Origin of the sequence: Microvirga lotononidis, from assembly GCF_034627025.1 — a bacterium.
Classification (GTDB): domain Bacteria; phylum Pseudomonadota; class Alphaproteobacteria; order Rhizobiales; family Beijerinckiaceae; genus Microvirga; species Microvirga lotononidis.
In genome coordinates, this window is the sequence record NZ_CP141048.1 from 625703 (window position 1) to 647736 (window position 22034).

The following is a 22034-nucleotide window of genomic DNA, read 5'->3' on the forward strand; positions in this document are numbered from 1 at the left end:
AATGGGGCCAGATTGGGGCGAATCGACGCGAAACTGCTAAGCTTCTGAATCTATAGGCCGATTGAATTCAGCCCTTGTCGGCCGGTGCGATCAGTTCCAATCGCCGAGCACTGACTGAACGATCGCCAGTGCGGCCACAGCGGCTGTGTCAGCTCGCAGGATTCGCGGACCCAACGATACGCAAACACATCTTTCGTGGGCGGCGACAAGCGCTCTCTCCTGATCGGTGAACCCCCCTTCGGGGCCCACGATAACGGCCAGACCAGCTTGTTTGTTCCCAAGCTTGGCCAGAGCCTCGACCGGGTTGGAAACAGGCGCGTTCTCGTCGCAGAAGACAACCAGCCGCTCCTTCTCCAAACCCTTGAGAAAACGGCCCAAATCCTCTTCCTCCCGCACTCCGGGGATCGCCAGGATTCCACATTGCTCGGCGGCCTCGATGGCATTGCTGCGCATGCGGTCGAGGTTCACCCGGGTGGCCTGGGTCCGGCGCGTGAGGACGGGCTGGAGGATGCCCGCGCCCATCTCCACGGCTTTCTGGACCATGTAGTCGAGGCGAGCATGCTTGAGAGGCGCGAAGGCATAGATGACGTCGGGAGCAGGCTCCTGCTCCCGGGTCAGCTCCATGCAGACGAGATCGGCGGCCTTGCGTCCCTCGACAGCGACCTCGGCCCGCCATTCCCCGTCCTGCCCGTTGAAGATCAGGACGGTTTCCCCCGCCTTCAGGCGCAGGACGTTCAGGAGATAGTTGGCCTGCCCCCGGTCGAGCGCGATCCTGGACCCGGCCCGGAGAGGCGCGTCGATGAAAAGGCGGGGGGCGTTGAAGTCGTAATCGGCCATGGGGATCTTGTGCAGAACAGCCTCCCCTGTATCAAGTTCCTCCGGCCCGAGGGAGGGGGACGACCCGTCCGGTCACTAAAAATTCAGGTGCGGCATGGCACAGGCTGTGATTTAGGCGACCATTCGCCTCTTGGCCTCAAGGCCCTGAACCTGTTAACAGAACACAGTCACGCGAGACGTCGCGTGCCAAGTGAGGGAATTTTGGGCATGACGCACATCCGTTCGCACATCCTGGCTGCGTTTGCCGTCGCCGGCATTTTCGTGACCGCTCCTGCCTTTGCGCAGTCGAGCGCCTGCCAGGAAGGGCAAAAAATCCTGCAGGAACGCCAGGGCCTCATCCAGCAGATCAACAAGCTCACCAACGGCGGCAAGAACAAGAAGCTCGACCCGCGGGAAGCCTGCACCATCTTCTCAAAGCTCGTGACGAACGGGACGGCCGGCCAGAAGTGGATGACCGACAACAAGGACTGGTGCCAGGTTCCCGATCAGCTGGTCCAGAGCTTCGCCGAAGATCACAAGCGATCCCAACAGTTCAAGGGCCAGGCCTGCGGCGCGGCCGCGAAGATGGCCGAGATGGAGAAGCGCGCCAAGCAGCAGGCCCAGCAGGGCGGCGGCGCCGGCAAGTTGGGCGGTGGCCTGACCGGCACCCTGAGCATCCCGAAGGGCGCCCTCTAAGCCGGAAACCGACGAGCCATGGAGCGTCCCGGAACGCCTTCCCTGCCCGATGCCGTCAAGGGACATTGGGCCGACCGGTGGGCGCCTGCGGGCGTCAGGCCCTATCTGCGTCTGGCCCGCATCGAGCGGCCCATCGGCTGGTGGCTGCTTCTCCTGCCCTGCTGGTGGTCGGCTGCGCTCGCCGCCATCGCGGCGGGACAGCCCTGGCCGAACCCGATCCATTGCCTGCTCTTCCTGATCGGCGCCGTGGCGATGCGCGGGGCCGGCTGCACCTACAACGACATCGTCGACCGGGACCTCGACACCCGGGTCGAGCGCACCCGCCAGCGCCCCCTGCCGTCGGGGCAGGTCAGCCTGAAAGGCGCGCTGGCCTTCCTCGCGCTCCAGGGCATCGTCGGTCTTCTGGTCCTGCTCCAGTTCAACGCCTTCGCCATCGCGACCGGCTTCGCCTCGCTGGGGGTCGTGGCGCTCTATCCGTTCATGAAGCGATTCTTCTGGATGCCGCAGATCGTCCTGGGCCTCGCCTTCGCCTGGGGGGCGCTGATGGGCTGGGCCGCCGCCTTCGGCTTCCTGAGTTGGGCTCCGATCCTTCTCTATCTCGGCAGCATCGCCTGGGTGGTGGGCTACGACACCATCTACGCGCTCCAGGACATCGAGGACGACGAGATCGCCGGGATCAAGTCCTCAGCTCGCTTCTTCGGCGAGAATGTGAAGCTCGGCGTCGGCATCTGCTATGCGTTGACCCTGGTCTTCATCACCGCAGCCCTGACCTTGGTGCGGGCAGGCTGGCCCTCCTTCGCCGGCTTGAGTCTCTTCGCCCTCCACCTGGGCTGGCAGGTCGCGCGCATCGACCGGGCGGATGGCGCGGGCGCGCTGCGGCTCTTCCGCGCGAATCGGGATGCGGGCCTGATCCTGTTCGCGGCCATGACCCTCGACTGCTTCATCTAGGAACCGCAGCCGCGTCGAAATGGAAGGTTTAGACAGGCGGGCTATGGTATCTCCTCCCAATAGCTCCCATCTCAGATTCGATGCTGTCCTCCTCACCCCAATCGATTGCCGCTCTCGCTCCCGCCGTCCGTGACGCCGCCCGCCAGGCGGGCGAGCTCGCCCTGCCCTATTACCGCGCCGGCGCGCAGACGGCTGCCAGGCTCTGGTACAAGGGGCAGAGCTCTCCGGTGACGGAAGCGGATATTGCCCTCGACGTCTTCCTGAAGGAGCATCTTTCCGGACTGTTCCCGGAGGCCGGCTGGCTCTCCGAGGAAACCGCCGACGATCCGTCGCGCCTCGAGCAAAGCTATGTTTGGATCGTCGACCCCATCGACGGCACCCGAGCCTTCGCTTCGGGCCACGCCGACTGGGCCATCTCCATTGCCCTCGTCAAGGACGGCAGGCCGGTCCTCGGCGTCCTCCACGCTCCGATCCATGAGCGTCTTTATGAAGCGCGGATCGGCGAAGGAGCCTGGTGCAACGGCGAGAGGCTGGCGCTGGACCAAGCCGGCGGTACCTCTCCGGCCCGGGTGGCGGGCCCTAAGCCTCTCGTGGACCGGCTCGAACGCCGCATGGGCCCGGTCGAGCGCCTGCCCAAGGTGCCGTCCCTGGCGCTCCGGCTGGCCCGGGTGGCGGAAGGCACCATCGATATCGGGCTCGTCTCCGCCAATGCACAGGACTGGGACATCGCCGCAGCCGACCTCATTCTGCAGGAGGCAGGCGGCTGCCTAACGGGGTTCGATGGTTCGACGCCGATCTACAACAGGCCCCAGCCCTCTCACGATGAGATGATTGCCGTTGCGTCACGGTTGCATCCTCGTGCTATTGGAGCCATGAGAGCCTGACATCGTCGGCTCCAGCCGACATCGATCCTTCCAACACTCTTCAGAAGAGCCCTATCACCATGACCGACACGCCTGGCAAGCAGCTCCTGCATCTGGTTTTCGGCGGCGAGCTCAGCAGCCTCGAATCCGTCGATTTCAAGGATCTTTCCAAGCTCGACATCGTCGGAATCTACCCGAACTATGCCAGCGCCCATGCGGCATGGAAGGCCAAGGCGCAGGCCACCGTGGACAATGCGCAGATGCGCTACTTCATCGTCCACCTCCACCGCCTGCTGGATCCGCAGAACGGCTGATCCTTCACGCCGCCATGAGCCTCATGAAGCGCATCATCCGGTCGCGGGCGGTCCAGGAAACCCTGGGCTTCGTCGTCGCGGGCTATCTCAAGTTCGTCCAGCGCACGAACCGGTTCGTCATGGAACCGGCCGATGCCTATGAGCGGATCGAGATGCCCGTGATCGCTGCCATGTGGCACGGCCAGCACTTCATGATCCATTTCGCCAAAAGGCCGCAGGACCGTGCCGCAAGCCTCGTGTCACGGTCCGGCGACGGCGAGTTCAACGCTGTTGCCCTGCGTCACCTGGGCGTGCGGGCGATCCGCGGCTCCGGCGCACGCGGTCGCGACATCCGTAAAAAGGGCGGCGCCCAGGCCATGCGGTCGATGCTGCGGGCCTTGAGCGATGGGGAGATGGTCGTGATGACCGCCGATATCCCGAAGATCTCGCGGATCTGCGGCCAGGGCATCGTGACGCTCGCGCAATTATCGGGTCGCCCCATCGTACCCGTTGCCGTCGTGACCAGCCGCCGCATCGATTTCGACAGCTGGGACAAGGCCAGCATCGGCCTGCCCTTCGGGCGCGGGGCGATGGTGCTCGGCGAGCCGGTCCATGTGCCGCGCGACGCGGACGAGCCGACGCTGGAATCCTTGAGAAAGTGCGTCGAACGGGAACTCGACCGGGTTCACGAGCGGGCCTATGCTCTCGTCGGGTCGAGGGATCCGGGCGCCAAGCCCAATCCTGTGCTCATGGAAGGCTCCCGAGCATGAGCTTCCCGATCGTCTTCAAAGCCTATCGCGCGGCCGTGTCCGTGCTGGAGCCGGCCGTGCTCGGCCTCCTGTACTGGCGCCGGCACAAGGGGCGCGAGGACCGCACGCGGCTGGGAGAGCGGCAAGGTTATCCCAGCCGGCAGCGGCCCAAAGGTCACCTGATCTGGGTTCACGGCGCCAGCATCGGCGAGACCCTGTCTCTTCTGCCCATCGTCGAACGGATGACCCAGCGGGGTCTCACGGTCCTGGTCACCTCGGGCACGAAGACGTCCGCGTCCCTCATCGCCCGTCGTCTCCCACCCGGGGCCATCCACCAGTTCGTCCCCCTGGACGTGCCACGTTATACAAGACGCTTCCTCGAACATTGGCAGCCCGACCTCGCCCTCATCGCTGAATCCGAGATCTGGCCGAACACCATCATGGCGCTCGCCGAGCGTGACATCCCGCTCGTCATGGTGAATGGGCGCATGTCGGATCGGTCGTACCGGCGCTGGCAGAAGATGCCGCGCATCATCAAAGGCCTGCTCGACCAGTTCGCCCTGTGCCTGGCCCAGACGGCCGAGGATGCCGAACGGCTGGCGCGGCTCGGCGCGCCCCGGGTGATCGTGACAGGCAACATCAAATTCGACGCCGCCCCTCCCCCGGCCGACCCACGGATGGTGGCGCATCTTTCGGGCATGATCGCGGGCCGCCCGGTCTGGCTTGCCGCCAGCACGCATCCCGGAGAGGAAAGCGTGATCGTCGCCGTCCATCGCGCCCTGGCCAAGCGTTATCCTCAGCTGCTGACCATCATCGCCCCGCGGCACCCCCATCGCGGACCGGAGGTCTCGGCTCTGGCAGGGCAGGCCGGCTTGCGGGCCGGGCGACGGTCGGAGGGCATTCACCCGGACCGAGCGACGGATGTCTACGTGGTCGATACGGTGGGCGAAATGGGCCTGTTCTACCGGCTCTCCCCGGTCGTCCTCATGGGCGGCACCCTGGTGCCCGTCGGCGGACATAACCCGATCGAGCCGGCCAAGCTCGGCGCGGCCATCCTGCACGGCCCGCATGTCCATACCGCCACCGAGATCTACGAGGCCCTCGACCGGTCTCGGGGTGCCTTGATGGTGAAGGACAGCGCCACCCTGGCCCGCGCCGTCAACGAATTGCTGAGCAATGCGGCGCTGACGCGCGACATGGCCCGCAAGGCCGGAGAGGCCGTTCAGGCGCTCGGCGGTGCCGTGGACCGTACCATGCAGTCGGTCGAGCCCTTCATCGTCCAGGCGAAACTGGGGGCGCGCCGCTGATGCGCGCGCCGCGCTTCTGGTGGCAACCCTTCCCCACGCTGCCGGCCACCCTGTTGCGCCCCGCAGGCATCATCTATACTTCCGTTGCGACACGACGGATGCATCGCACGGGCGAGAAGGCGGACCTTCCCGTCATCTGCATCGGGAATTTCACCGCGGGCGGCGCCGGCAAGACGCCGACGGCCTTGGCCGTCGCCAGAATTCTCGATGCCGGCGGAGAGAGCCCGGCCTTCCTGTCGCGGGGCTATGGCGGCCGCCTTCCGGGTCCCGTGCAAGTCAGTACACCGGATCATTCGGCCTCGGACGTGGGTGACGAACCCATTCTGCTCTCGAGGACGGCGACGACCATCGTATCGCGCGACCGTCCTGCCGGGGCACAGCTGGCCTACGAGTCCGGCGCGACGGTCGTGATCATGGACGACGGGCTTCAGAATCCGTCCCTGGTCAAGGATTGCGCCATCGCGGTCGTGGATGGGGCCACCGGAATCGGCAACGGACTGCCTTTGCCGGCTGGGCCGCTGCGCGCGCCGATGGACGTTCAATGGCCCATGATCGATGCGGTTCTGATCATCGGCGATGGCGAGCCAGGGCGACAGATTGCCGAGGAGGCCGAACGCCGCGACAAGCGCGTGTTCGAGGCAAGGCTCGCACCTTCCCCGGAAGCGATCCAGTCCCTGGAAGGCAGGAGGGTTCTCGCCTTCGCGGGCATCGGGCGTCCCGGCAAGTTCTTCGACACCCTGCGCGACTGCGGGGCCATCGTCGAAGCCGCCCGTTCGTTCCCCGACCATCATCGCTATACGACGGCCGAACTCGGGACACTGCAACGCGAAGCCGAGGCTCGCGGGCTTGTGGCCGTGACGACGGAAAAGGATTTTGCCCGGATCGCGGCGATACGGGATCCCAGGCCTTGGCCGGAGCTGACCGTCCTTCCCGTGCGGCTCCGGATCGAGAACGAGGCGGGCCTGCGCAACCTGCTCCTGCGCCGCATCAACGAAAGGCGACTGCGCGTCGCCTGACGGCGCCCCTTATTTTCCAGGGCAGCTATTTTCTAGGTGCAGGCTGACCCGAGATGCGCATCATCACCGCCTCGGGCGAGGCATAGGCTTCCTGCCTCTCGACGCTCCAATACTTGAGCTCGTCGAGGGGGATCTCGACGCCCGTCACCGCGCAACGCACATAGGCCCCGGGCTTCACGACCCGGAGGTTGCTGTCGAGATATTGCACGACGGCTTCGCCGCCGCTGCGTTCGATCTTGTTCAACATCGATGACATCGAGAAATGCGTTGCGCCTTTCTTCACATAAGCAGGTGAGCCGAGGATTTCCAATCCTCAATCAAAACAAGGCGCCCTGCTCTTCCGCCGCCACGAGCTTCGGCTTGGCCACTCTGGGCCGCGACCCGATCCGCCCGCCCGTCGCGTCCGCCTTGCCGTCGGCGAATTCCAGCACGAGGGCTTGGCCGTCCAGCACCGCCTCGGCCGAATTGAGCGGCTGCCCGTCCGCATCCCGGACCAGGGCGAAGCCGCGCTTGAGCACGGATTTATAGTTCAGGCTGTCGAAGAGCTTCGACACCGCCTCCAGCCTGTCGGCCTTGCGGGCGATCTGTCCCTGCAACGCGGGCACGAGACGCTCGGCCACCCGCCGGGTGAGTTCGTGGCCTTGCGCGAGGCGCGTCCGCTCGGCGCGCAGCAAGGCCTCGCGGGATACCACCAGACGGCGGCCGATCTGCTTCAGGCTCTCCTCGCGCAGGAGGATGGAGCGGCAGACCGCGTTGTGGGGACGCGGTCCGACCGCATCGAGCCGAGCCCGCATGCGGGCGACATTGGCCACCGGCGAGACGTGGGCCAGCTGGCGCGCGACCTTGAGCAGCCGCTCCTCGTGGCCGCGAGCATTGCGGGCGAGCGCCGGGTAGAGCTTGGCCGCCGCGAGGTCGAGCCGCTGACGCTTGGGCGAGAACAGCGCCTCCGGCGTCGGCAGGGCGCGGGCCGTGGCACGCAGGTCCGACCGCCGGCGCTCCACGAGGCGCAGCGTCGCCTCCATATGCCGCCGGGAGAGATCGTTGACGGCCGCCATGAGCTCGACCCGCACCGGCACCACCATCTCGGCGGCACCTGTGGGCGTGGGCGCCCGCCGGTCGGACGCGTAGTCGATCAGCGTCGTGTCGGTCTCGTGGCCCACCGCCGAGACGAGCGGGATGGCGCTCTCGGCGGCGGCGCGCACCACGATTTCCTCGTTGAAGCCCCACAGATCCTCGATCGAACCACCACCGCGGGCGACGATCAGCACATCCGGGCGCGGGATCCGGCCGCCCGGCTCCAGCGCGTTGAAGCCACGGATGGCGGCGGCGACCTCAGACGCGCAGGTGTCGCCCTGCACGCGCACGGGCCAGACCAGCACCCGGCGCGGGAAGCGGTCTTCCAGCCGGTGGAGAATGTCGCGGATCACCGCGCCGGTCGGCGAGGTGACGACGCCGATCACTCGGGGCAGGAACGGCAGAGGCCGCTTGCGCTCCTGGGCGAAGAGCCCTTCGGCATTCAGCTTGCGGCGGCGCTCCTCGAGCAGGGCCATGAGGGCGCCGATGCCGGCGGGCTCGAGCGTGTCGATGACGATCTGGTACTTGGACGAACCCGGGAAGGTGGTGATGCGCCCGGTGGCGATGACCTCCATCCCCTCCTCGGGGCGGATCTTGAGCCGGGCGAAGGATCCTTTCCAGATCACCGCGTCGATTCGGGCATTCTGGTCCTTCAGGCAGAAATAGGCGTGGCCCGACGAATGCGGCCCGCGATAGCCCGACACCTCGCCCCGCAGGCGGACATGGCCGAACGCATCCTCCAGGGTGCGCTTGAGAGCTCCCGCAAGGTCGGAGACCGACCATTCGGGAGCATTCGAGGGAGCTTTTTCTGCGAACATGCCGTGAACCTAATCCGCCCGGCTGCAACCTGCCAAGGGTGCGGACGCAACAGCCGTTCACAATGCGAAACTATCCCCTGTGCATTTCGCCGCGCCCGCGAAACAGGTCCCGTTTCACGCTTTCGAGACTAGGCGCAAAAGCCCGCAGCGGCTAAGAGCGCAGGCAGCACAGGGAGGCGAAGGCCATGAACATTCTTCTCATCGGGTCCGGCGGGCGGGAGCATGCTTTGGCGAGAAGTCTCTCGGCGAGCGCCCTGTGCGACAAGCTCCTCATTGCCCCCGGCAATCCCGGCACGGCGCAGCATGGCACCAATGTGGCGCTCGACGTCACGGACCACCGGGCGGTGATCGATTTCTGCCGGGTGATGAAGGTCGATTTCGTCGTGGTCGGCCCTGAAGCCCCCCTGGTGGCGGGCCTCGTGGACGATCTCACCGCCGCCGGGATCAAGGCATTCGGGCCGAGCAAGGCTGCGGCCCAGCTCGAAGGCTCGAAGGCCTTCACCAAGGATCTGTGCGCGGAGTTCGACATTCCCACCGCGGCCTATCGGCGTTTCACCGATGCGGAGGCGGCCAAAGCCTACATTCGCGGTTACGGCGTGCCGATCGTCGTCAAGGCGGACGGCCTTGCCGCTGGAAAGGGCGTGGTGGTCGCCACCTCCTTCGAGGAGGCTGAGCAAGCGGTCGACATGATGATCGGCGGCGGACTCGGCGCCGCCGGAGCCGAGGTGGTGATCGAGGCCTTTCTCGAAGGCGAAGAGGCGAGCTTCTTCGCCCTCTGCGATGGCACGCACGCGGTCCCCTTCGGTACGGCGCAGGACCATAAACGCGTCTTCGACGGCGACCAGGGGCCCAACACCGGCGGCATGGGGGCCTATTCTCCGGCCGCCGTGATGACGCCGGAGCTGCAAGCCCGGGCCATGCGCGAGATCATCGAGCCGACTCTCGCCGGCATGAAGGCGCGTGGCACCCCCTATACGGGTATCCTGTACGCGGGGCTGATGCTCACCAAGGACGGGCCGCAGCTCATCGAATACAACGCCCGCCTCGGCGACCCCGAAACCCAGGTGCTGCTGCCGCGCCTGAAATCCGATCTCGTGACCGCGCTCCTGGCCGCGTGCGACGGCGTTCTGAACAGCATCTCGCTGCAATGGTCGGATCAGGCGGCACTCACCGTCGTCATGGCCGCCAGGGGCTATCCTGGCGCCGTCGAGAAAGGATCGGAGATCCGCGGCATCGACAAGGCCGAGGCCTTGAACGACGTGATCGTGTTCCATGCCGGCACGAAACAAGACGGCGACAGGATCGTTGCCAATGGCGGACGCGTGCTCAACGTCACCGCGTTGGGACGCACCATCTCGGAGGCCCAGACCAAGGCCTATGAGGCGGTGTCGCAGATCGTTTGGCCAGAGGGCTTCTGCCGAAAGGACATCGGCTGGCGTGCCGTGGAGCGGGAAGAGAGCTGAAAGCCGCGTACTTCCATCGAGGGATGACGCAAGGGCAGACGATTCTCGTTAGAGTTGCGCCACATTTCCCAAAAGGGAGATGATCCTTTTTGGGAACAAATGCCCTACCTTCTCGCATCGTCCCTGTCCCAAACCAGCGAGCATGCCTCCATGAGCGACGATCTCTTTCCCGATTTCGAAAGCCACTGGATCGACACGGAGGTGGGACGCATCTTCGCGCGCACGAAAGGCAACGGGAAGCCGCTGGTCCTTTTGCACGGTTTTCCCCAGACACATGCCATGTGGCACCACCTCGCGCCGACATTGGCCGAGACGTACAGGGTCGTCTGCCTGGACATGCGCGGCTATGGCTGGTCGGCGGCCCCCAAGGGCGATCCGAAACACGAGACCTATTCCAAGCGCGCCATGGGCCGGGACGTGATCCGGGTCATGGAAGCGCTGGGCCATGTGCATTTCGCCATCGCCGGACATGATCGCGGAGCCCGCGTAGCCTACCGGCTCGCGCTCGACCATCCGGGCCGCGTGGAGCGGCTTGCTCTTCTCGACATCCTGCCGACCTTTCATGTGTGGGAGGAGATGCGCTCGGAGAAAGTTCCGGAAGCGCATTGGGGTTATCTCTCACAGGCTTACCCGAAGCCGGAGGAAGAAATCGGACGCGATCCGATCCCCTATTTCGAGGGCCTGATGCGGCAATGGTCGGCCGCGGGCGACCTGAGCGCCTTCGATCCCCGGGCTCTGCATTCCTACTGGCAGAGCTGCAACGAACCCAGCCGCATCCACGCCTTCTGCGAGGATTACCGGGCCGGCGCGACGCAGGACATCGAGGCCGACGAAGCCGATCTGGCTGCGGGCAAGACGATCCAATGCCCGACCTATCTGATCTGGAGCGACTACTATCTCGTCAGCGGCCCCGTCGGCGACCGGAAGCAGCCGCTGGAAATCTGGCACCGGAGTTTCGCCCCCAGAGCCACCGGCACCGGCGTCACGTCAGGGCATTTCGTAGCGGAAGAAAACCCATCCGCGACGCTGGAGGCGCTGCAGGCCTTTCTGGCTTCGTGATGTTCTGCGAATAGAGCACAAAGCGCTCTAACGCCGCTCCCCGAAAAACGCCTTCAGCAGCTGGGCCGCCTCGCTCTCCCGGATGCCGCCGTAGACTTCCGGAGCATGGTGGCAGGTCGGCTGGTCGAAGAAGCGCACGCCGTTGTCGACCGCGCCGCCCTTGGGGTCCTGGGCCGCGTAATAGACGCGCCGGATGCGGGCGAAGGAGATCGCTCCCGCGCACATGGTGCAGGGCTCCAGGGTCACGTAGAGATCGCAGCCCGACAGGCGCTCGTCGTCCAAAGCCTCGCAGGCCCGGCGGATCGCGAGCATTTCCGCATGGGCCGAGGGGTCGCGCAGCTCGCGCGGGCGGTTGCCCGCCGAAGCGACAATCCGGCCGTCCTTGACGATGGCGGCCCCCACGGGCACCTCCCCGCGCGCGGCGGCGGCGCGGGCCTCGTCGAAGGCCACGCTCATGGGATCCGGCCGTCCCGGATCAAGCGGCTCGTGATCGGCGTTATCCGTCAACCGGTTCGCTCCTTAACCCTCGCTTCTGTGGAACTCCTCTGCTATCAGGCTCCCATGACCGACAGCAACGACGATAATCGCAGGGGCCGTTCCTCCGGACGCTCCGACCGTGGCCGCCCCTCCGGCGACAGGCCCCCCCGAAAGCCTCGCGAAGGTGGCGAGCGCCCCTTCCGCGCCCGAGGCGACGACGACCGCCCACGCAAGCCCCGCGAGGGCGGCGACCGGCCGTTCCGCAGCCGCGACGGTGATAAGCCATTCCGCCCACGCGGAGAAGGTGGCGAGCGCCCCTTCCGCAGCCGGGACAACGATGAGCGCCCCCGCCGCTTCGAAGGTGGCGAGAAGAAGTCCTTTCGGCCCCGCGGCGAAGGCGGCGACAAGCCCTTCCGTGGCCGCGCCGGCGACGAGCGCCCGCGCCGCTTCGACCGCTCGGCCGAGGATCGTCCGCGCCGCGCCCGCGAGGAGCGCGCCGAGGTGCAGGCCGAGCCGCTGGAGCCCGTCGAGGACCGCATCGCCAAGGTCATCGCCCGTGCGGGAGTCGCGTCCCGCCGCGACGCGGAGGTGCTGATCGCGGAAGGCCGCGTGACCCTCAACGGCAAGGTGCTGGAATCCCCGGCCATCAACGTGACGGCGTCGGACAAGATCACCGTGGACGGCGAGCCCCTGCCCGCCAAGGAGCGGACGCGCCTGTGGCTCTTCCATAAGCCGCGCGGTCTCGTGACCACGGCCCGCGACCCGGAAGGCCGCCCGACCGTGTTCGACAATCTGCCCGAGGACCTGCCCCGCGTGGTGGCGGTGGGCCGGCTCGACATCAACACCGAGGGCCTGCTGCTCCTGACCAACGACGGCGGCCTTGCCCGCATCATCGCCCACCCGGACACCGGCTGGCTGCGCCGCTACAAGGTGCGCGCCCATGGCGAGATCAACCAAGCGGACCTCGACAAGCTGCGCGACGGCATCAGCATCGACGGGATCGATTACGGCCCCATCGAGGCGCGCCTCGACCGCATGCAGGGCGACAACGTGTGGATCACGATGGGTCTTCGCGAGGGCAAGAACCGCGAGATCAAGCGTATCCTCGAACATCTCGGCATGCAGGTGAACCGCCTGATCCGCATGTCCTTCGGCCCGTTCCAGCTCGGCGACCTCGAGGTCGGCCTCGTGGAAGAGGTGCGCACCAAGGTGCTGCGGGACCAGCTCGGAGAGGCGCTTGCCGCCGAGGCGGGGGTCGACTTCGAAAGCCCGGTGCGCGAGCCCATCGCGCCCTTTGGCTCGTCCAAGAAGCAGGACCGCGAGGAGCGCAGCGAACGTCCGTCGCGCTTTGGCCGCGACCGGGACGACGAGCGGCCGCGGCGCCGCCGGGACGACGATGAACGGCCGTCGCGTGGCCGTGGCGGCGACCGGTTCGAGCGCGACGAGGAAGAGCCGAAAAAGCGCCCCTCGCGCCTCGACGTGAAGACGAGCGTGTGGCGTGCCGGAGAGACGGACGAGGATGCTCCGCGCCGGAGGTCCCCGCGCCGCGGCGCCGATCCGAAGGAGGCCCGCGCCGCGAGCGGAGAGCTCCAGCGCGAGCGCGTCGGCGCGATCTCGTCGAGCGAGGGCCGCAAGGTTGTCGTGGAGCGTCTCGTGCGCCAACCGCAGGAAGAGGAAGCGCCCGCGCCGCGCCGGGGCCGTGCGGCCGCCGGCGAGGACCGTCCGCGCCGTCGCGACGATCGTGAAGGGGCTCCGGCCCGTCGTGGCCGCGAGACCGGCGAGCGCCCCTTCCGTGCCCGAAGCGAGGACGATCGGCCGCGACGCCCGGCCGGCGACAGGCCATTCCGCGCCCGCCCCGAAGGCGACGAGCGTCCGCGCTCGCGCCAGGGCGAGCGCCCCTTCCGCTCTCGCGAGGGAGGCGACGACCGCCCGCGCAAGCCGCAGGGCGACCGTCCGTTCCGCGCTCGCGGCGACGATGACCGTCCCCGTCGCGGTCCTCCGCGCGGAGACGCGCCCTCGCGCGGCGGTCCGAGAGGCGGAGGCTTCAAGGGAGGCCCGAGGGGAGCGTCCAAGGGCGGTCCCGCAAAAGGCGGCTTCAAAGGCGGATCAAAGGGCGGCCCGCGCGGCCGCCGCTGAACGAGGGGAAACACCAACCTCATCCTGCGTGTCTGACTCGTAGCGCGGTGCGGCTGTTTCCTTCCCCCTTGTGGGGAGGGGTGGCTGCGAAAGCAGGCGGGGTGGGGTGTCGGCACTGGACTAGACCAGAGTGGCGCTCACACCCCCATCTCCAACTCCTCCCCTCAAGGGGGAGAGTTCCCGCGCTTTAAGGCCCAGCCGCTCAGGAGGAGGCTATCGCCGAACTTCTTAAACAGGATTTATACAATGAGAATCGTGGGCGGACGCTGGCGCGGCCGCTCGCTCAAGGGGCCGAGTTCGGACGCGATCCGCCCGACCTCGGACCGCCTGCGCGAGACGCTCTTCAACATCCTCCAGCACGGCTATGACGACCCCATCGAGGGCGCGCGCGTGCTCGACCTCTTCGCCGGCACCGGAGCCCTGGGCCTGGAAGCGCTCTCGCGCGGGGCCGCCTTCGCGCTCTTCGTCGACGACGGCGCGCAATCCCGCGGCATCATCCGCGAGAACGTGGAAGCCCTCGGGGCCGGCGGCGCCACCCGCCTCTTCCGCCGCGACGCCACCCGCATGGGCGATGCCGCCCCCAATGCCCCCTTCTCCGTCGTCTTCTGCGACCCGCCCTACGGCAAGGACCTCGCGCCCAAAGCCCTACGCTCCTGCGCCGCAGGCGGCTGGCTCGTGCCCGATGCCCTCGTGATCGTGGAAGAGGCGCTGGACGCCGCGGTGACGCTGCCTGAAGGGTTCGAGGAGGTTGAGCGGCGGGATTACGGGGAGACGAAGGTGGTGTTCGGGCGGTTCAGGGGGTGACCTCTTGGCCACGCCCTGAACGCTTCTGGACTTTATGAAATAGGCGGCTGCGACAATAGCCACGCCGGCGCCAATCATTAAGAAGCCAAGCCATCCCACAAATGGCATGCCCGCAAGTAAGCTGAAAAGTCCTGATGCAAGCACAAGAACCAAGCCCACTCCAATGACTACAAAGGCCGAGACCATACGGATCAAAGCTTCCAGACGGTAATTCCAACGGCTCCTTGTGATCAGCAAAGTTGCCTTGCCAATTTGCACGCACAGGCCGCCGATCAGTCCATTGAAAACGACCATCGGCATATGATGGAGAACAAACTCTCCGAAGCCGACAATTCCTTCGACAGGCGCAGGAATGTCGCGGACAAATCCCCATGCGTCTTCGCCGCTCTCCATATCCCACAACTCGTTTCGATATTCATCAGCTAGACCTGGAACCTGAGCACCTTGCCGAAAGGTTGAGGAATCTAGCTTCAGAACCCTCCCATCAGTGAAATCGAAAATGAGGCAACTTCCACCATCACGGCACGAAATTCTCATCGAGAGCGACCGGTGGCTTCGTGCAAGCAACCGTCCTTGCGCATCAAGGACAATGACACGCACAGGATCAGGACCCAGAATGCCATCGCCGTTCAGAAGCCTTGCTTCTCCCATCTCACCGTTGGGAAGCCGAATTTTCTCAATTTGCGTGAAGTAAGGGCGATGCGCCAAAGCCGGAGAAGAGCCCATGAAGGCAATGATGAGCACGGAACAGAAAGCGGCAATTTGCGTCATGCAGAATGAATAGCAACTAAATACCATTCAGTCATCTTTGATGGATAATTGCGGAATTTGCCCCATCGTCACCCGCCCGCTATACCGCCCTTCCCTGTCGGCCGTATAAGGAATGCCTCTCATGAAAGCGGTTCTCTTCGAGCAGTTCGGTCAGCCGCCGCGCGTGCAGAACGTGCCGGATCCGACGCCCTCGGCGGAGGGAGTCGTGATCAAGGTGGAAGCGACGGGCCTGTGCCGGAGCGACTGGCACGGCTGGATGGGGCACGATCCGGACGTGGTGCTGCCGCACGTGCCGGGACATGAGCTGGCCGGCACCGTTCTCGCGACGGGCGAGCAGGTGACGCGCTGGAAGAAGGGCGACCGCGTGACCGTGCCGTTCGTGGGCGGCTGCGGGCATTGCCACGAGTGCCATTCGGGCAATCACCAGGTCTGCGAGCAGCAGTTCCAGCCGGGCTTCACCGCCTGGGGTTCCTTCGCCGAATACGTGGCGGTCGATTATGCGGACACCAATCTCGTGGCCCTTCCCGACGAACTCGACTTCGCCACCGCCGCGAGCCTCGGCTGCCGCTTCGTGACGTCGTTCCGCGCCATCGTCGACCAGGGCCGGGTGAAGCCCGGCGAGTGGGTGGCCGTGCATGGATGCGGCGGCGTGGGCTTGTCCGCTATCATGATCGCCAGCGCCATGGGGGCGAACGTGATCGCCGTCGATCTCACCGACGAGAAGCTCGCCTTCGCCCGGACGATGGGCGCGGTGGCGACCGTCAATGCGCGCGACGCCGCCGACGTGGTCGGCGCGGTGAGGGAGATCACCAAGGGCGGCGCGCATGTGTCCATCGACGCCTTGGGTCATCCGGCGACCTGCTTCAATTCCATCGCGAATCTGCGCCGACGCGGGCGCCACGTTCAGGTCGGCCTGATGGTGGGAGAGCACGCCCGCGCGCAGGTGCCGATGGCGCAGATCATCGCCCATGAGCTGGAAGTCTACGGCAGCCATGGCATGCAGGCCTTCCGCTACCAGGACATGATGGCCATGATCCGCACCGGCAAGCTCGCGCCGCAGAAGCTCGTCGGGCAGCATATCGGCCTCGACGAGGCCCCCGCCGCCCTCATGGCGATGGACCGGTTCGAGGGGCTGGGAATCAGCGTCATCACGCGCTTCTGAGCACGATACCCCCCTGCTCTCATTCACCCTTCCGGTCGAAAACAATCGCCTTCCGGGCCCGGCATTGATAGAGAGCATGCCAGCATGAGGATTGGGCGAAGCCAGTGACGGAGACGGATGCCATTGTTACGCTGATCACGCTGTTCGAGCGTGAGGGCTATGCGCGGATCGAGCCGCCGGTGTTGCAGCCGGCGGACGTGTTCATCGATCTTTCGGGCGAGGACATCCGGCGGCGCATGTTCGTGACGCAGGATGCCTCGGGAGCGGAGCTGTGCCTGCGGCCCGAATACACGATCCCGGTCTGCCTGCATCATCTCCATCGGCACGGTGCCCAGCCCTCCGGCTATTCCTACGGCGGACCGGTTTTCCGCATGCGCCCGGGCGAGAGCGGCGAGTTCCTGCAGGCGGGCCTCGAATCCATCGGCCGCAAGGACGTCTCGGCGGTCGATGCGGAAATTCTCGCCCTTGCCCTGGACGGCCTCAAGCAGTTCGGCGGCCCGGCCCCCGTCGTGAAGCTGGGCGACATGGGCCTGCTCCATGCCCTGATCGATGCCTTGGGCATCGCGCCGGCCGCCAAAAGACGGGTCATCCGAGCCATCGTGTCGGGCCAGGGACTGGCGAGCCTTGCCGAGCCCGACGCGCCCGGCGCCCAGGAGCATGCAGGCCTGCTCGCAGCCATCGAGGGACAGGCCCCCCAGGCCGCCAAGGCCTTCGTGGAGGACATCCTGTCGATCGCGGGCATTGCCCGGGTCGGCGGGCGCAGCGCGGGCGAGATCGCCGAGCGCTTTCTGGCCCGCGCCGCGAACCGCACCGGACTGCCCGACGACGCCCGGCAGGTGCTGGAGCGCTATCTGACCATCGCGGGCGACCCGGACCAGGCGGCCCATGCGGTGAGAACCCTCGCCAAGGATTCGGCCCTCGATCTCGACGCGGCGCTGAGCCTCTTCGAGGCGCGCACCGGCTTCATGGCCGCCCGGGGACTCGATGTGAGCTCCTTCTCCTTCGCTGCCACCTTCGCCCGCAATCTCGACTACTACACGGGCTTCATCTTCGAGGTGCAGGACCCGCGCCGCGGCGACGGCAAACCGGTCGTGGGCGGCGGACGCTACGACCACCTGCTCGAACATCTCGGCGCCGATGCGCCGATCCCGGCGGTCGGCTGCTCCTTCTGGCTCGACCGTATCGTGGGGAGGCCCTGATGACCGATTCCCCTCTGATCCTGGCCGTTCCCTCGAAGGGGCGCCTGCAGGAAAACGCGGCCGCGTTCTTCGCCCGGGCCGGTCTCGTCTTCACCCAGTCCCGGGGCGCCCGGGACTATCGCGGCACGCTTGCCGGGGTGCCCGACGTGGAGGTCGCCTTCCTGTCGGCCTCCGAGATCGTGAGCCAGCTCGCCAGCGGCACGGCTCATCTCGGCATCACCGGGGAGGACCTGATCCGCGAGCAGATCGCCGATGCGGACGAGGCGGTGGAGCTGCTCACCCCGCTGGGTTTCGGCCATGCCAATGTGGTCGTCGCCGTGCCGCAGGCCTGGATCGACGTACGGACCATGGCCGACCTCGACGAGGTCGCGGCCGATCTTCGCGCGCGCCACGGCACCAAGATGCGGGTCGCGACCAAATACGTGAACCTCACCCGCCGGTTCTTCGCCGATAAGGGCGTGGCCGATTACCGGATCGTCGAGAGCCTGGGCGCCACCGAGGGTGCGCCGAGCGCGGGCTCGGCGGAGCTGATCGTCGACATCACCACGACGGGCGCCACGCTGGCGGCCAATGCCCTGAAGATCCTCGATGATGGTGTGATGCTGCGCTCCGAGGCCAATCTCGTCGCCTCGGCGCGCGCGCCCTGGACGAACCGGGCCCGGGCCGCGGCGACCGCCGTCCTGACCCGCATCGCCGCCGAGGAAGAGGCCCGGACCAGCCGCGAGGTCCGCGCGGCGCTCGATCCGGCGCGGGCTTCCGCGCTCGTGTCGCTCGCCAAGGAACACGGCGCTACCCTGCCCTACGGGAACGCGCTGGGCCGGGAGGTCGTGCTGCATTGCCGGGCCGCGACGGTGTTCGAGATCGTGGCGGCCCTGCAGGGAATCGGCGCGCAGGATGTCACGGTGCGGGCTTTCGATTATCTGTTCCGCCCCACCAATGCTCTCACCGAACGGCTCCTGCGGCGGATCGGATAGCACGATCGTGAACTCGCCTTCACCAAGGCTTCAACCTTGGTGTGCATCTTCACGTGAGAGAGTTGCCTCAATGCTCAAGGCCTCTTATGGTCCCTGCGCTTTTTTGTAGTAGAGGTTCCGATGAACGCGCTTCGACTTGCGACATGTCTGGTGGCCCTCGCGGCCGTCTCGGGAGCTCATGCCCAATCGGCCGCAACCCTCGGCCGACCGGCCGGCCCGACCCGTCAGGTGGATAACAAGGTCCCGCAGCCCGGCGAGGGAGGCAAGATCTTCCCGCTGAATTCCGCCTGGGTGGCCGTCAGCCTGAACGGCAAGCCGTTCACTGGCGAGCGCCCGAGCTTCAGGCTCGACGACCAGCTCCGGGCCACCGGCTTCAGCGGCTGCAACACCTACGCCACCGCGGCCTATCCCCTGCGCGAGCAGGGCCTGGCCGTCGGGCCCTTCGCCCTGACGAAGAAGAGCTGCGACAAGTCCACGATGGCTCTCGAGCAGGCCTTTCTGGTCGCCCTCCGCTCCTCGGGCAAATGGGACATCCAGGGCCGCAACCTGATCATCCAGACCCAGAACGGCGGCCGGCTGATCCTGGAGCGCTCGCTCTGAGGCATTGCCTTCGACGGAATTGAAAAGGCCGGCGTGAAGCCGGCCTTTTTCGTTGGTCTGCTTTGTCATTCCCGGCGGCCGCACGTGTTGCGGCCACCCACCAAGTGCGGCCATGACGTGAGAGGGTGTGGGAAGCGTGATGTTATGTTCTCACTTTGTTCTTGACAGGGGGATGAGCCTTGGCTATATCGTTGCACAGCCTGATCCGACGAGGGGCGCGCTTCGCGAGGCGTCGCACGGTGTGGGATCCGGCACGGTCCTGTCCGCCGGTCACGCAGCCGGCGGCAGGAGGCCCTTGGCAGCCCTGTGCTGGTCCAAGTCGAAACGCCTAAAAGAACCGTGCGCGAGGAGCCGTCGGGTTCTTCCTTTAGCTTACAACCGAGCCGGACGCCTTCTCGCGCCCTCCCTCGACTGACCTGCAGGCTCGCAGCGCAAGCGGCGGGCCCGCAGGCGCTGGCTCTTTGACAGGAAACCATCAACAGGCATCCTCCCACGCCATGGCCGGGCTCGTCCTGGCCATCCCGATCGTGTAGAGCGCCGCGCCTTTCCGATCGAGATCACCGGGACTGATCCCCGGATCAAGTCCGGGGACGGTGATGACGTCGGAAAGGCTCTTACCTACTCCGCGGGTTCCGCCTGCCGCAGATCCACCGGGGTCGAGAGGCCGCCATCGGTCTTCTTCATGTCGACGCGCCGGTCGTGATAGGCGGTGAGAGTCGAGCGGTGGCCGATGGACACGACGGTCGTGTTCGGCAGCTTCTCCCGGATGATCCGGTAGATCTCCCCTTCCGTGGGCTCGTCGAGGGCGGCGGTCGCCTCGTCCAGGAACAGCCAGTCGGGCTTCGCAAGGAGCGCCCGGGCGACTGCGAGGCGCTGCTGCTCGCCGAGCGAGAGGGTCTGGGCCCAGTTGCGGTCCTCGTCGAGGCGCTCGGCGATCTGCGGCAGCCTGGCCGAGCGCAGAGCTTCCGTGATCTGGCCGTCCTCATAGGATTCGGCCCTGCCGGGATAGACGACGGCCTCGCGCAGCGTCCCGATGGGAATGTAGGGCCGTTGCGGAAGCAGCATCATGGTCTGCCCCTCGGGCACCAGCACCTGCCCTTCGCCGAAGGGCCAGATCCCGGCGATGGCACGGAACAGGGTGGACTTGCCCGAGCCAGACGGGCCGGTCATGAGGGTTCGCTCTCCCGGACGGAAGGTCAGGGCATCCGTGTGCATCAGGGCATGGCCGTCGGGCAGGCGCACGTCGAGATCCTTCAGGCGGAGCTCCCGGCCGGACGCTTCGTTCACGAGGAGCTTGCTCTCGCCACCGACCCGCTGGGCGGACGCGATCGCGCCCTCGAAGGTGGTGAGACGGTCGAGCACGGCCTTATAGTCCGCGAGCGTCGTATAGATCGTGATGAAGTAGGTCAGGGCCGACTCGACCCGCGAGAATGCGCCGACCACCTGCTGCATCTGGCCCAGCGAGATCTTGCCGATGAAGTAATAGGGCGCCGTCAGGATGTAGGGCACCACCACGTTGGCCTGGAAATAGGCCGAGGTGAAGGTGTTGAGCTTGATGAGGCGGAACACGATCCGCATGTAGTTGTCGACGATCTGCCCGAACCGCCGTCCAAGGCTCTCCCGCTCGGCCTGCTCGCCGGAGAGGAGAGCCACCTGCTCCGTATATTCGCGCAGGCGCGCCAGGGAGAAGCGGTAGTTCGCCTCCACGCGCTCCTGCTCGAAGTTGAGAGCGATCAGCGGCCGGCCGATGAGATGCGTCACCCAGGTGCCCAGGATGGCGTAACCGGCGCAGACCCAGACGAGCAGACCCGGCACCTCCCAGCTCGTCCCCGGGAAGGTGAAGCCCGCCGAGATCGTCCAGAGGATGGCCACGAAGGACACGAGGGTCGCAGCCTGGTTCATGAGGCCGACGGACAGGGAATAAGTGCTTTCGACGAATTTGCGCAGGTCTTCCGAGATGCGCTGGTCCGGGTTGTCCGCGCCGCGGCCCATGATCTGCATCCGGTAATGCGTCCCGTCGCCGAGCCACTCGCGCAGATAATAGGTGTTGAGGAAGGCGCGCCAGCGGATGGAGAGCACGTTCTGCAGCAGCACCTCGGTCAGCGCCATGGCCACGAACACGGCCGCCAGTGGCGTGAAGATCACGAAGAGCTGATACCAGAAAGCGCTGGCGTCCTTATCCTGCAAGGCATTGAACATGTCGCGCGAGAAGAAGCTGAGGCGGACGTTGAGGGCCACCTGGGCCAGGTTGATCGCGATGAGGATCGCGATCATCCAGGTGCCGATGGTGCCTTCGCGAGCCCTTACGAGCCCCAGGAAGGGCATGCGGATGACGCTGTCCGCCTGGGATTCGAGATAGAGATCGGTGATCCGGCAGATGGTGCGGACGACCGGCACATGGGACAGCCCGTAGATGATGGCCCCGAAGGCGGTCGCGCCCAGCGCGGCTGAGGGCGGCGGGACGTACCCCGTATAGTCGCCCGTGATCAGTCCCGACGTGGCCCCGAGGACGAGCAGGACGAGCACGATGTGCGTCACCGACACCATCGCGAGGAAGATGCGCAGGAATTTCGGGATGTCCCGTCCGATATAGACGATCCCGGCCAGCGCCAGGGTCGAGAGGGGCAGGTAGAACGGAACGGCCACCGCTCCGGACAGGGAGGCCGCCAGAACGCCCAGACCCAGGATTGCCAGCGCAATGCTCGCCTTGATCATACACATCTCCTGCCGAGAGCCCGTTCCCGGCGCCATAGAAATCCGGAGAAGCCGGATCAATGGTGCTTGTGGCGAAAGAAAGGAGGAACTTCCG

At 66.4% G+C, this 22034-nt stretch carries 20 protein-coding genes; 15 read left to right on the forward strand and 5 right to left on the reverse strand.

From position 1 onward, the window contains the following. Positions 1-90: 90 nt before the first annotated feature. Positions 91-837 carry a 16S rRNA (uracil(1498)-N(3))-methyltransferase gene (locus tag U0023_RS02775; RefSeq protein ID WP_009763872.1) on the reverse strand — a complete coding sequence of 249 codons (747 nt, stop codon included), beginning with the start codon at positions 835-837 and terminating at the stop codon, positions 91-93. A gap of 207 nt (positions 838-1044) precedes the next feature. Here U0023_RS02775 and U0023_RS02780 point away from each other — a divergent pair, with 207 nt between their 5' ends. From U0023_RS02780 to lpxK, 7 genes are all read left to right on the forward strand, one after another. Then, complete coding sequence (locus tag U0023_RS02780) at positions 1045-1512, forward strand: hypothetical protein (protein WP_009763871.1); 468 nt, start codon at positions 1045-1047, stop codon at positions 1510-1512. A gap of 18 nt (positions 1513-1530) precedes the next feature. Next, on the forward strand, positions 1531-2460 hold the full coding sequence (ubiA, locus tag U0023_RS02785) for a 4-hydroxybenzoate octaprenyltransferase (protein ID WP_009763870.1): 930 nt from the start codon (positions 1531-1533) through the stop codon (positions 2458-2460). Positions 2461-2540: 80 nt separating this feature from the next. Next, positions 2541-3344: a 3'(2'),5'-bisphosphate nucleotidase CysQ gene (locus U0023_RS02790; protein WP_009763869.1), complete on the forward strand. Its 804-nt coding sequence runs from the start codon at positions 2541-2543 to the stop codon at positions 3342-3344. Positions 3345-3403: 59 nt separating this feature from the next. Further along, positions 3404-3637, forward strand: coding sequence for a DUF4170 domain-containing protein (locus U0023_RS02795; protein WP_009763868.1), 234 nt, complete (start codon positions 3404-3406; stop codon positions 3635-3637). A 14-nt stretch (positions 3638-3651) separates the two neighbouring features. Continuing rightward, positions 3652-4386: a lysophospholipid acyltransferase family protein gene (locus tag U0023_RS02800; RefSeq protein WP_040638730.1), complete on the forward strand. Its 735-nt coding sequence runs from the start codon at positions 3652-3654 to the stop codon at positions 4384-4386. Next, a complete protein-coding gene (locus tag U0023_RS02805) occupies positions 4383-5672 on the forward strand; it encodes a 3-deoxy-D-manno-octulosonic acid transferase (protein WP_009763866.1) in 1290 nt (429 codons plus the stop codon). Before U0023_RS02800 ends, U0023_RS02805 begins: the two co-directional genes overlap by 4 nt. After that, the gene (gene lpxK / locus U0023_RS02810; protein WP_009763865.1) at positions 5672-6688 is read left to right on the forward strand and encodes a tetraacyldisaccharide 4'-kinase; all 1017 of its coding nucleotides are present in this window, start codon (positions 5672-5674) and stop codon (positions 6686-6688) included. Before U0023_RS02805 ends, lpxK begins: the two co-directional genes overlap by 1 nt. Before the next feature lie 25 nt (positions 6689-6713). Here the strand turns inward: lpxK and U0023_RS02815 are convergent, their stop codons facing one another. Then, the gene (locus tag U0023_RS02815; protein ID WP_040639081.1) at positions 6714-6935 is read right to left on the reverse strand and encodes a DUF2093 domain-containing protein; all 222 of its coding nucleotides are present in this window, start codon (positions 6933-6935) and stop codon (positions 6714-6716) included. Positions 6936-7005: 70 nt separating this feature from the next. Further along, positions 7006-8580: an exodeoxyribonuclease VII large subunit gene (xseA, locus tag U0023_RS02820; protein WP_009763863.1), complete on the reverse strand. Its 1575-nt coding sequence runs from the start codon at positions 8578-8580 to the stop codon at positions 7006-7008. Between the two features lie 185 nt (positions 8581-8765). Here xseA and purD point away from each other — a divergent pair, with 185 nt between their 5' ends. Both purD and U0023_RS02830 read left to right on the forward strand, forming a co-directional pair. After that, entirely contained in the window at positions 8766-10043 is a 1278-nt protein-coding gene (gene purD, locus U0023_RS02825) for a phosphoribosylamine--glycine ligase (RefSeq protein ID WP_009763862.1), read from the forward strand. Positions 10044-10142: 99 nt separating this feature from the next. After that, positions 10143-11102, forward strand: coding sequence for an alpha/beta fold hydrolase (locus tag U0023_RS02830; RefSeq protein WP_009763861.1), 960 nt, complete (start codon positions 10143-10145; stop codon positions 11100-11102). A 27-nt stretch (positions 11103-11129) separates the two neighbouring features. Here U0023_RS02830 and U0023_RS02835 read toward each other — a convergent pair whose 3' ends face one another. Then, a complete protein-coding gene (locus U0023_RS02835; RefSeq protein WP_009763860.1) occupies positions 11130-11558 on the reverse strand; it encodes a nucleoside deaminase in 429 nt (142 codons plus the stop codon). A gap of 105 nt (positions 11559-11663) precedes the next feature. Between U0023_RS02835 and U0023_RS02840 the strand changes: the two genes are divergently transcribed. The 6 genes from U0023_RS02840 (at position 11664) to U0023_RS02865 (ending at position 19225) form a co-directional block, all read left to right on the forward strand. Beyond that, positions 11664-13715, forward strand: coding sequence for a pseudouridine synthase (locus U0023_RS02840; protein WP_322883770.1), 2052 nt, complete (start codon positions 11664-11666; stop codon positions 13713-13715). Between the two features lie 246 nt (positions 13716-13961). Then, on the forward strand, positions 13962-14519 hold the full coding sequence (gene rsmD / locus U0023_RS02845) for a 16S rRNA (guanine(966)-N(2))-methyltransferase RsmD (RefSeq protein ID WP_009763859.1): 558 nt from the start codon (positions 13962-13964) through the stop codon (positions 14517-14519). Positions 14520-15411: 892 nt separating this feature from the next. Next, entirely contained in the window at positions 15412-16452 is a 1041-nt protein-coding gene (locus U0023_RS02850) for a zinc-dependent alcohol dehydrogenase family protein (protein ID WP_009763857.1), read from the forward strand. Positions 16453-16556: 104 nt separating this feature from the next. Continuing rightward, entirely contained in the window at positions 16557-17651 is a 1095-nt protein-coding gene (locus tag U0023_RS02855) for an ATP phosphoribosyltransferase regulatory subunit (RefSeq protein ID WP_009763856.1), read from the forward strand. Beyond that, positions 17651-18625 (forward strand): ATP phosphoribosyltransferase, encoded by a 975-nt coding sequence (gene hisG, locus U0023_RS02860; RefSeq protein WP_009763855.1) that lies wholly within the window; start codon positions 17651-17653, stop codon positions 18623-18625. Before U0023_RS02855 ends, hisG begins: the two co-directional genes overlap by 1 nt. Positions 18626-18745: 120 nt before the next feature. Then, positions 18746-19225: an META domain-containing protein gene (locus U0023_RS02865; protein WP_009763854.1), complete on the forward strand. Its 480-nt coding sequence runs from the start codon at positions 18746-18748 to the stop codon at positions 19223-19225. A 618-nt stretch (positions 19226-19843) separates the two neighbouring features. On the opposite strand, the gene U0023_RS02870 is transcribed toward U0023_RS02865, so the two are convergent. After that, entirely contained in the window at positions 19844-21940 is a 2097-nt protein-coding gene (locus U0023_RS02870) for an ABC transporter ATP-binding protein/permease (protein ID WP_009763853.1), read from the reverse strand. Between the last annotated feature and the right edge of the window lie 94 nt (positions 21941-22034).

Excerpts from the sequence above, each read along its gene's own strand:
- ubiA (WP_009763870.1), top strand. The coding sequence starts at position 1,531 with ATGGAGCGTCCCGGAACGCCTTCCCTGCCCGATGCCGTCAAGGGACAT.
- U0023_RS02850 (WP_009763857.1), top strand. The coding sequence starts at position 15,412 with ATGAAAGCGGTTCTCTTCGAGCAGTTCGGTCAGCCGCCGCGCGTGCAG.
- xseA (WP_009763863.1), bottom strand. The coding sequence starts at position 8,580 with ATGTTCGCAGAAAAAGCTCCCTCGAATGCTCCCGAATGGTCGGTCTCC.
- U0023_RS02840 (WP_322883770.1), top strand. The coding sequence starts at position 11,664 with ATGACCGACAGCAACGACGATAATCGCAGGGGCCGTTCCTCCGGACGC.
- rsmD (WP_009763859.1), top strand. The coding sequence starts at position 13,962 with ATGAGAATCGTGGGCGGACGCTGGCGCGGCCGCTCGCTCAAGGGGCCG.
- hisG (WP_009763855.1), top strand. The coding sequence starts at position 17,651 with ATGACCGATTCCCCTCTGATCCTGGCCGTTCCCTCGAAGGGGCGCCTG.
- U0023_RS02790 (WP_009763869.1), top strand. The coding sequence starts at position 2,541 with ATGCTGTCCTCCTCACCCCAATCGATTGCCGCTCTCGCTCCCGCCGTC.
- U0023_RS02795 (WP_009763868.1), top strand. The coding sequence starts at position 3,404 with ATGACCGACACGCCTGGCAAGCAGCTCCTGCATCTGGTTTTCGGCGGC.
- U0023_RS02815 (WP_040639081.1), bottom strand. The coding sequence starts at position 6,935 with ATGTTGAACAAGATCGAACGCAGCGGCGGCGAAGCCGTCGTGCAATAT.
- U0023_RS02775 (WP_009763872.1), bottom strand. The coding sequence starts at position 837 with ATGGCCGATTACGACTTCAACGCCCCCCGCCTTTTCATCGACGCGCCT.
- purD (WP_009763862.1), top strand. The coding sequence starts at position 8,766 with ATGAACATTCTTCTCATCGGGTCCGGCGGGCGGGAGCATGCTTTGGCG.
- lpxK (WP_009763865.1), top strand. The coding sequence starts at position 5,672 with ATGCGCGCGCCGCGCTTCTGGTGGCAACCCTTCCCCACGCTGCCGGCC.
- U0023_RS02835 (WP_009763860.1), bottom strand. The coding sequence starts at position 11,558 with ATGAGCGTGGCCTTCGACGAGGCCCGCGCCGCCGCCGCGCGCGGGGAG.
- U0023_RS02805 (WP_009763866.1), top strand. The coding sequence starts at position 4,383 with ATGAGCTTCCCGATCGTCTTCAAAGCCTATCGCGCGGCCGTGTCCGTG.
- U0023_RS02830 (WP_009763861.1), top strand. The coding sequence starts at position 10,143 with ATGCCCTACCTTCTCGCATCGTCCCTGTCCCAAACCAGCGAGCATGCC.
- U0023_RS02870 (WP_009763853.1), bottom strand. The coding sequence starts at position 21,940 with ATGATCAAGGCGAGCATTGCGCTGGCAATCCTGGGTCTGGGCGTTCTG.
- U0023_RS02800 (WP_040638730.1), top strand. The coding sequence starts at position 3,652 with ATGAGCCTCATGAAGCGCATCATCCGGTCGCGGGCGGTCCAGGAAACC.
- U0023_RS02865 (WP_009763854.1), top strand. The coding sequence starts at position 18,746 with ATGAACGCGCTTCGACTTGCGACATGTCTGGTGGCCCTCGCGGCCGTC.
- U0023_RS02780 (WP_009763871.1), top strand. The coding sequence starts at position 1,045 with ATGACGCACATCCGTTCGCACATCCTGGCTGCGTTTGCCGTCGCCGGC.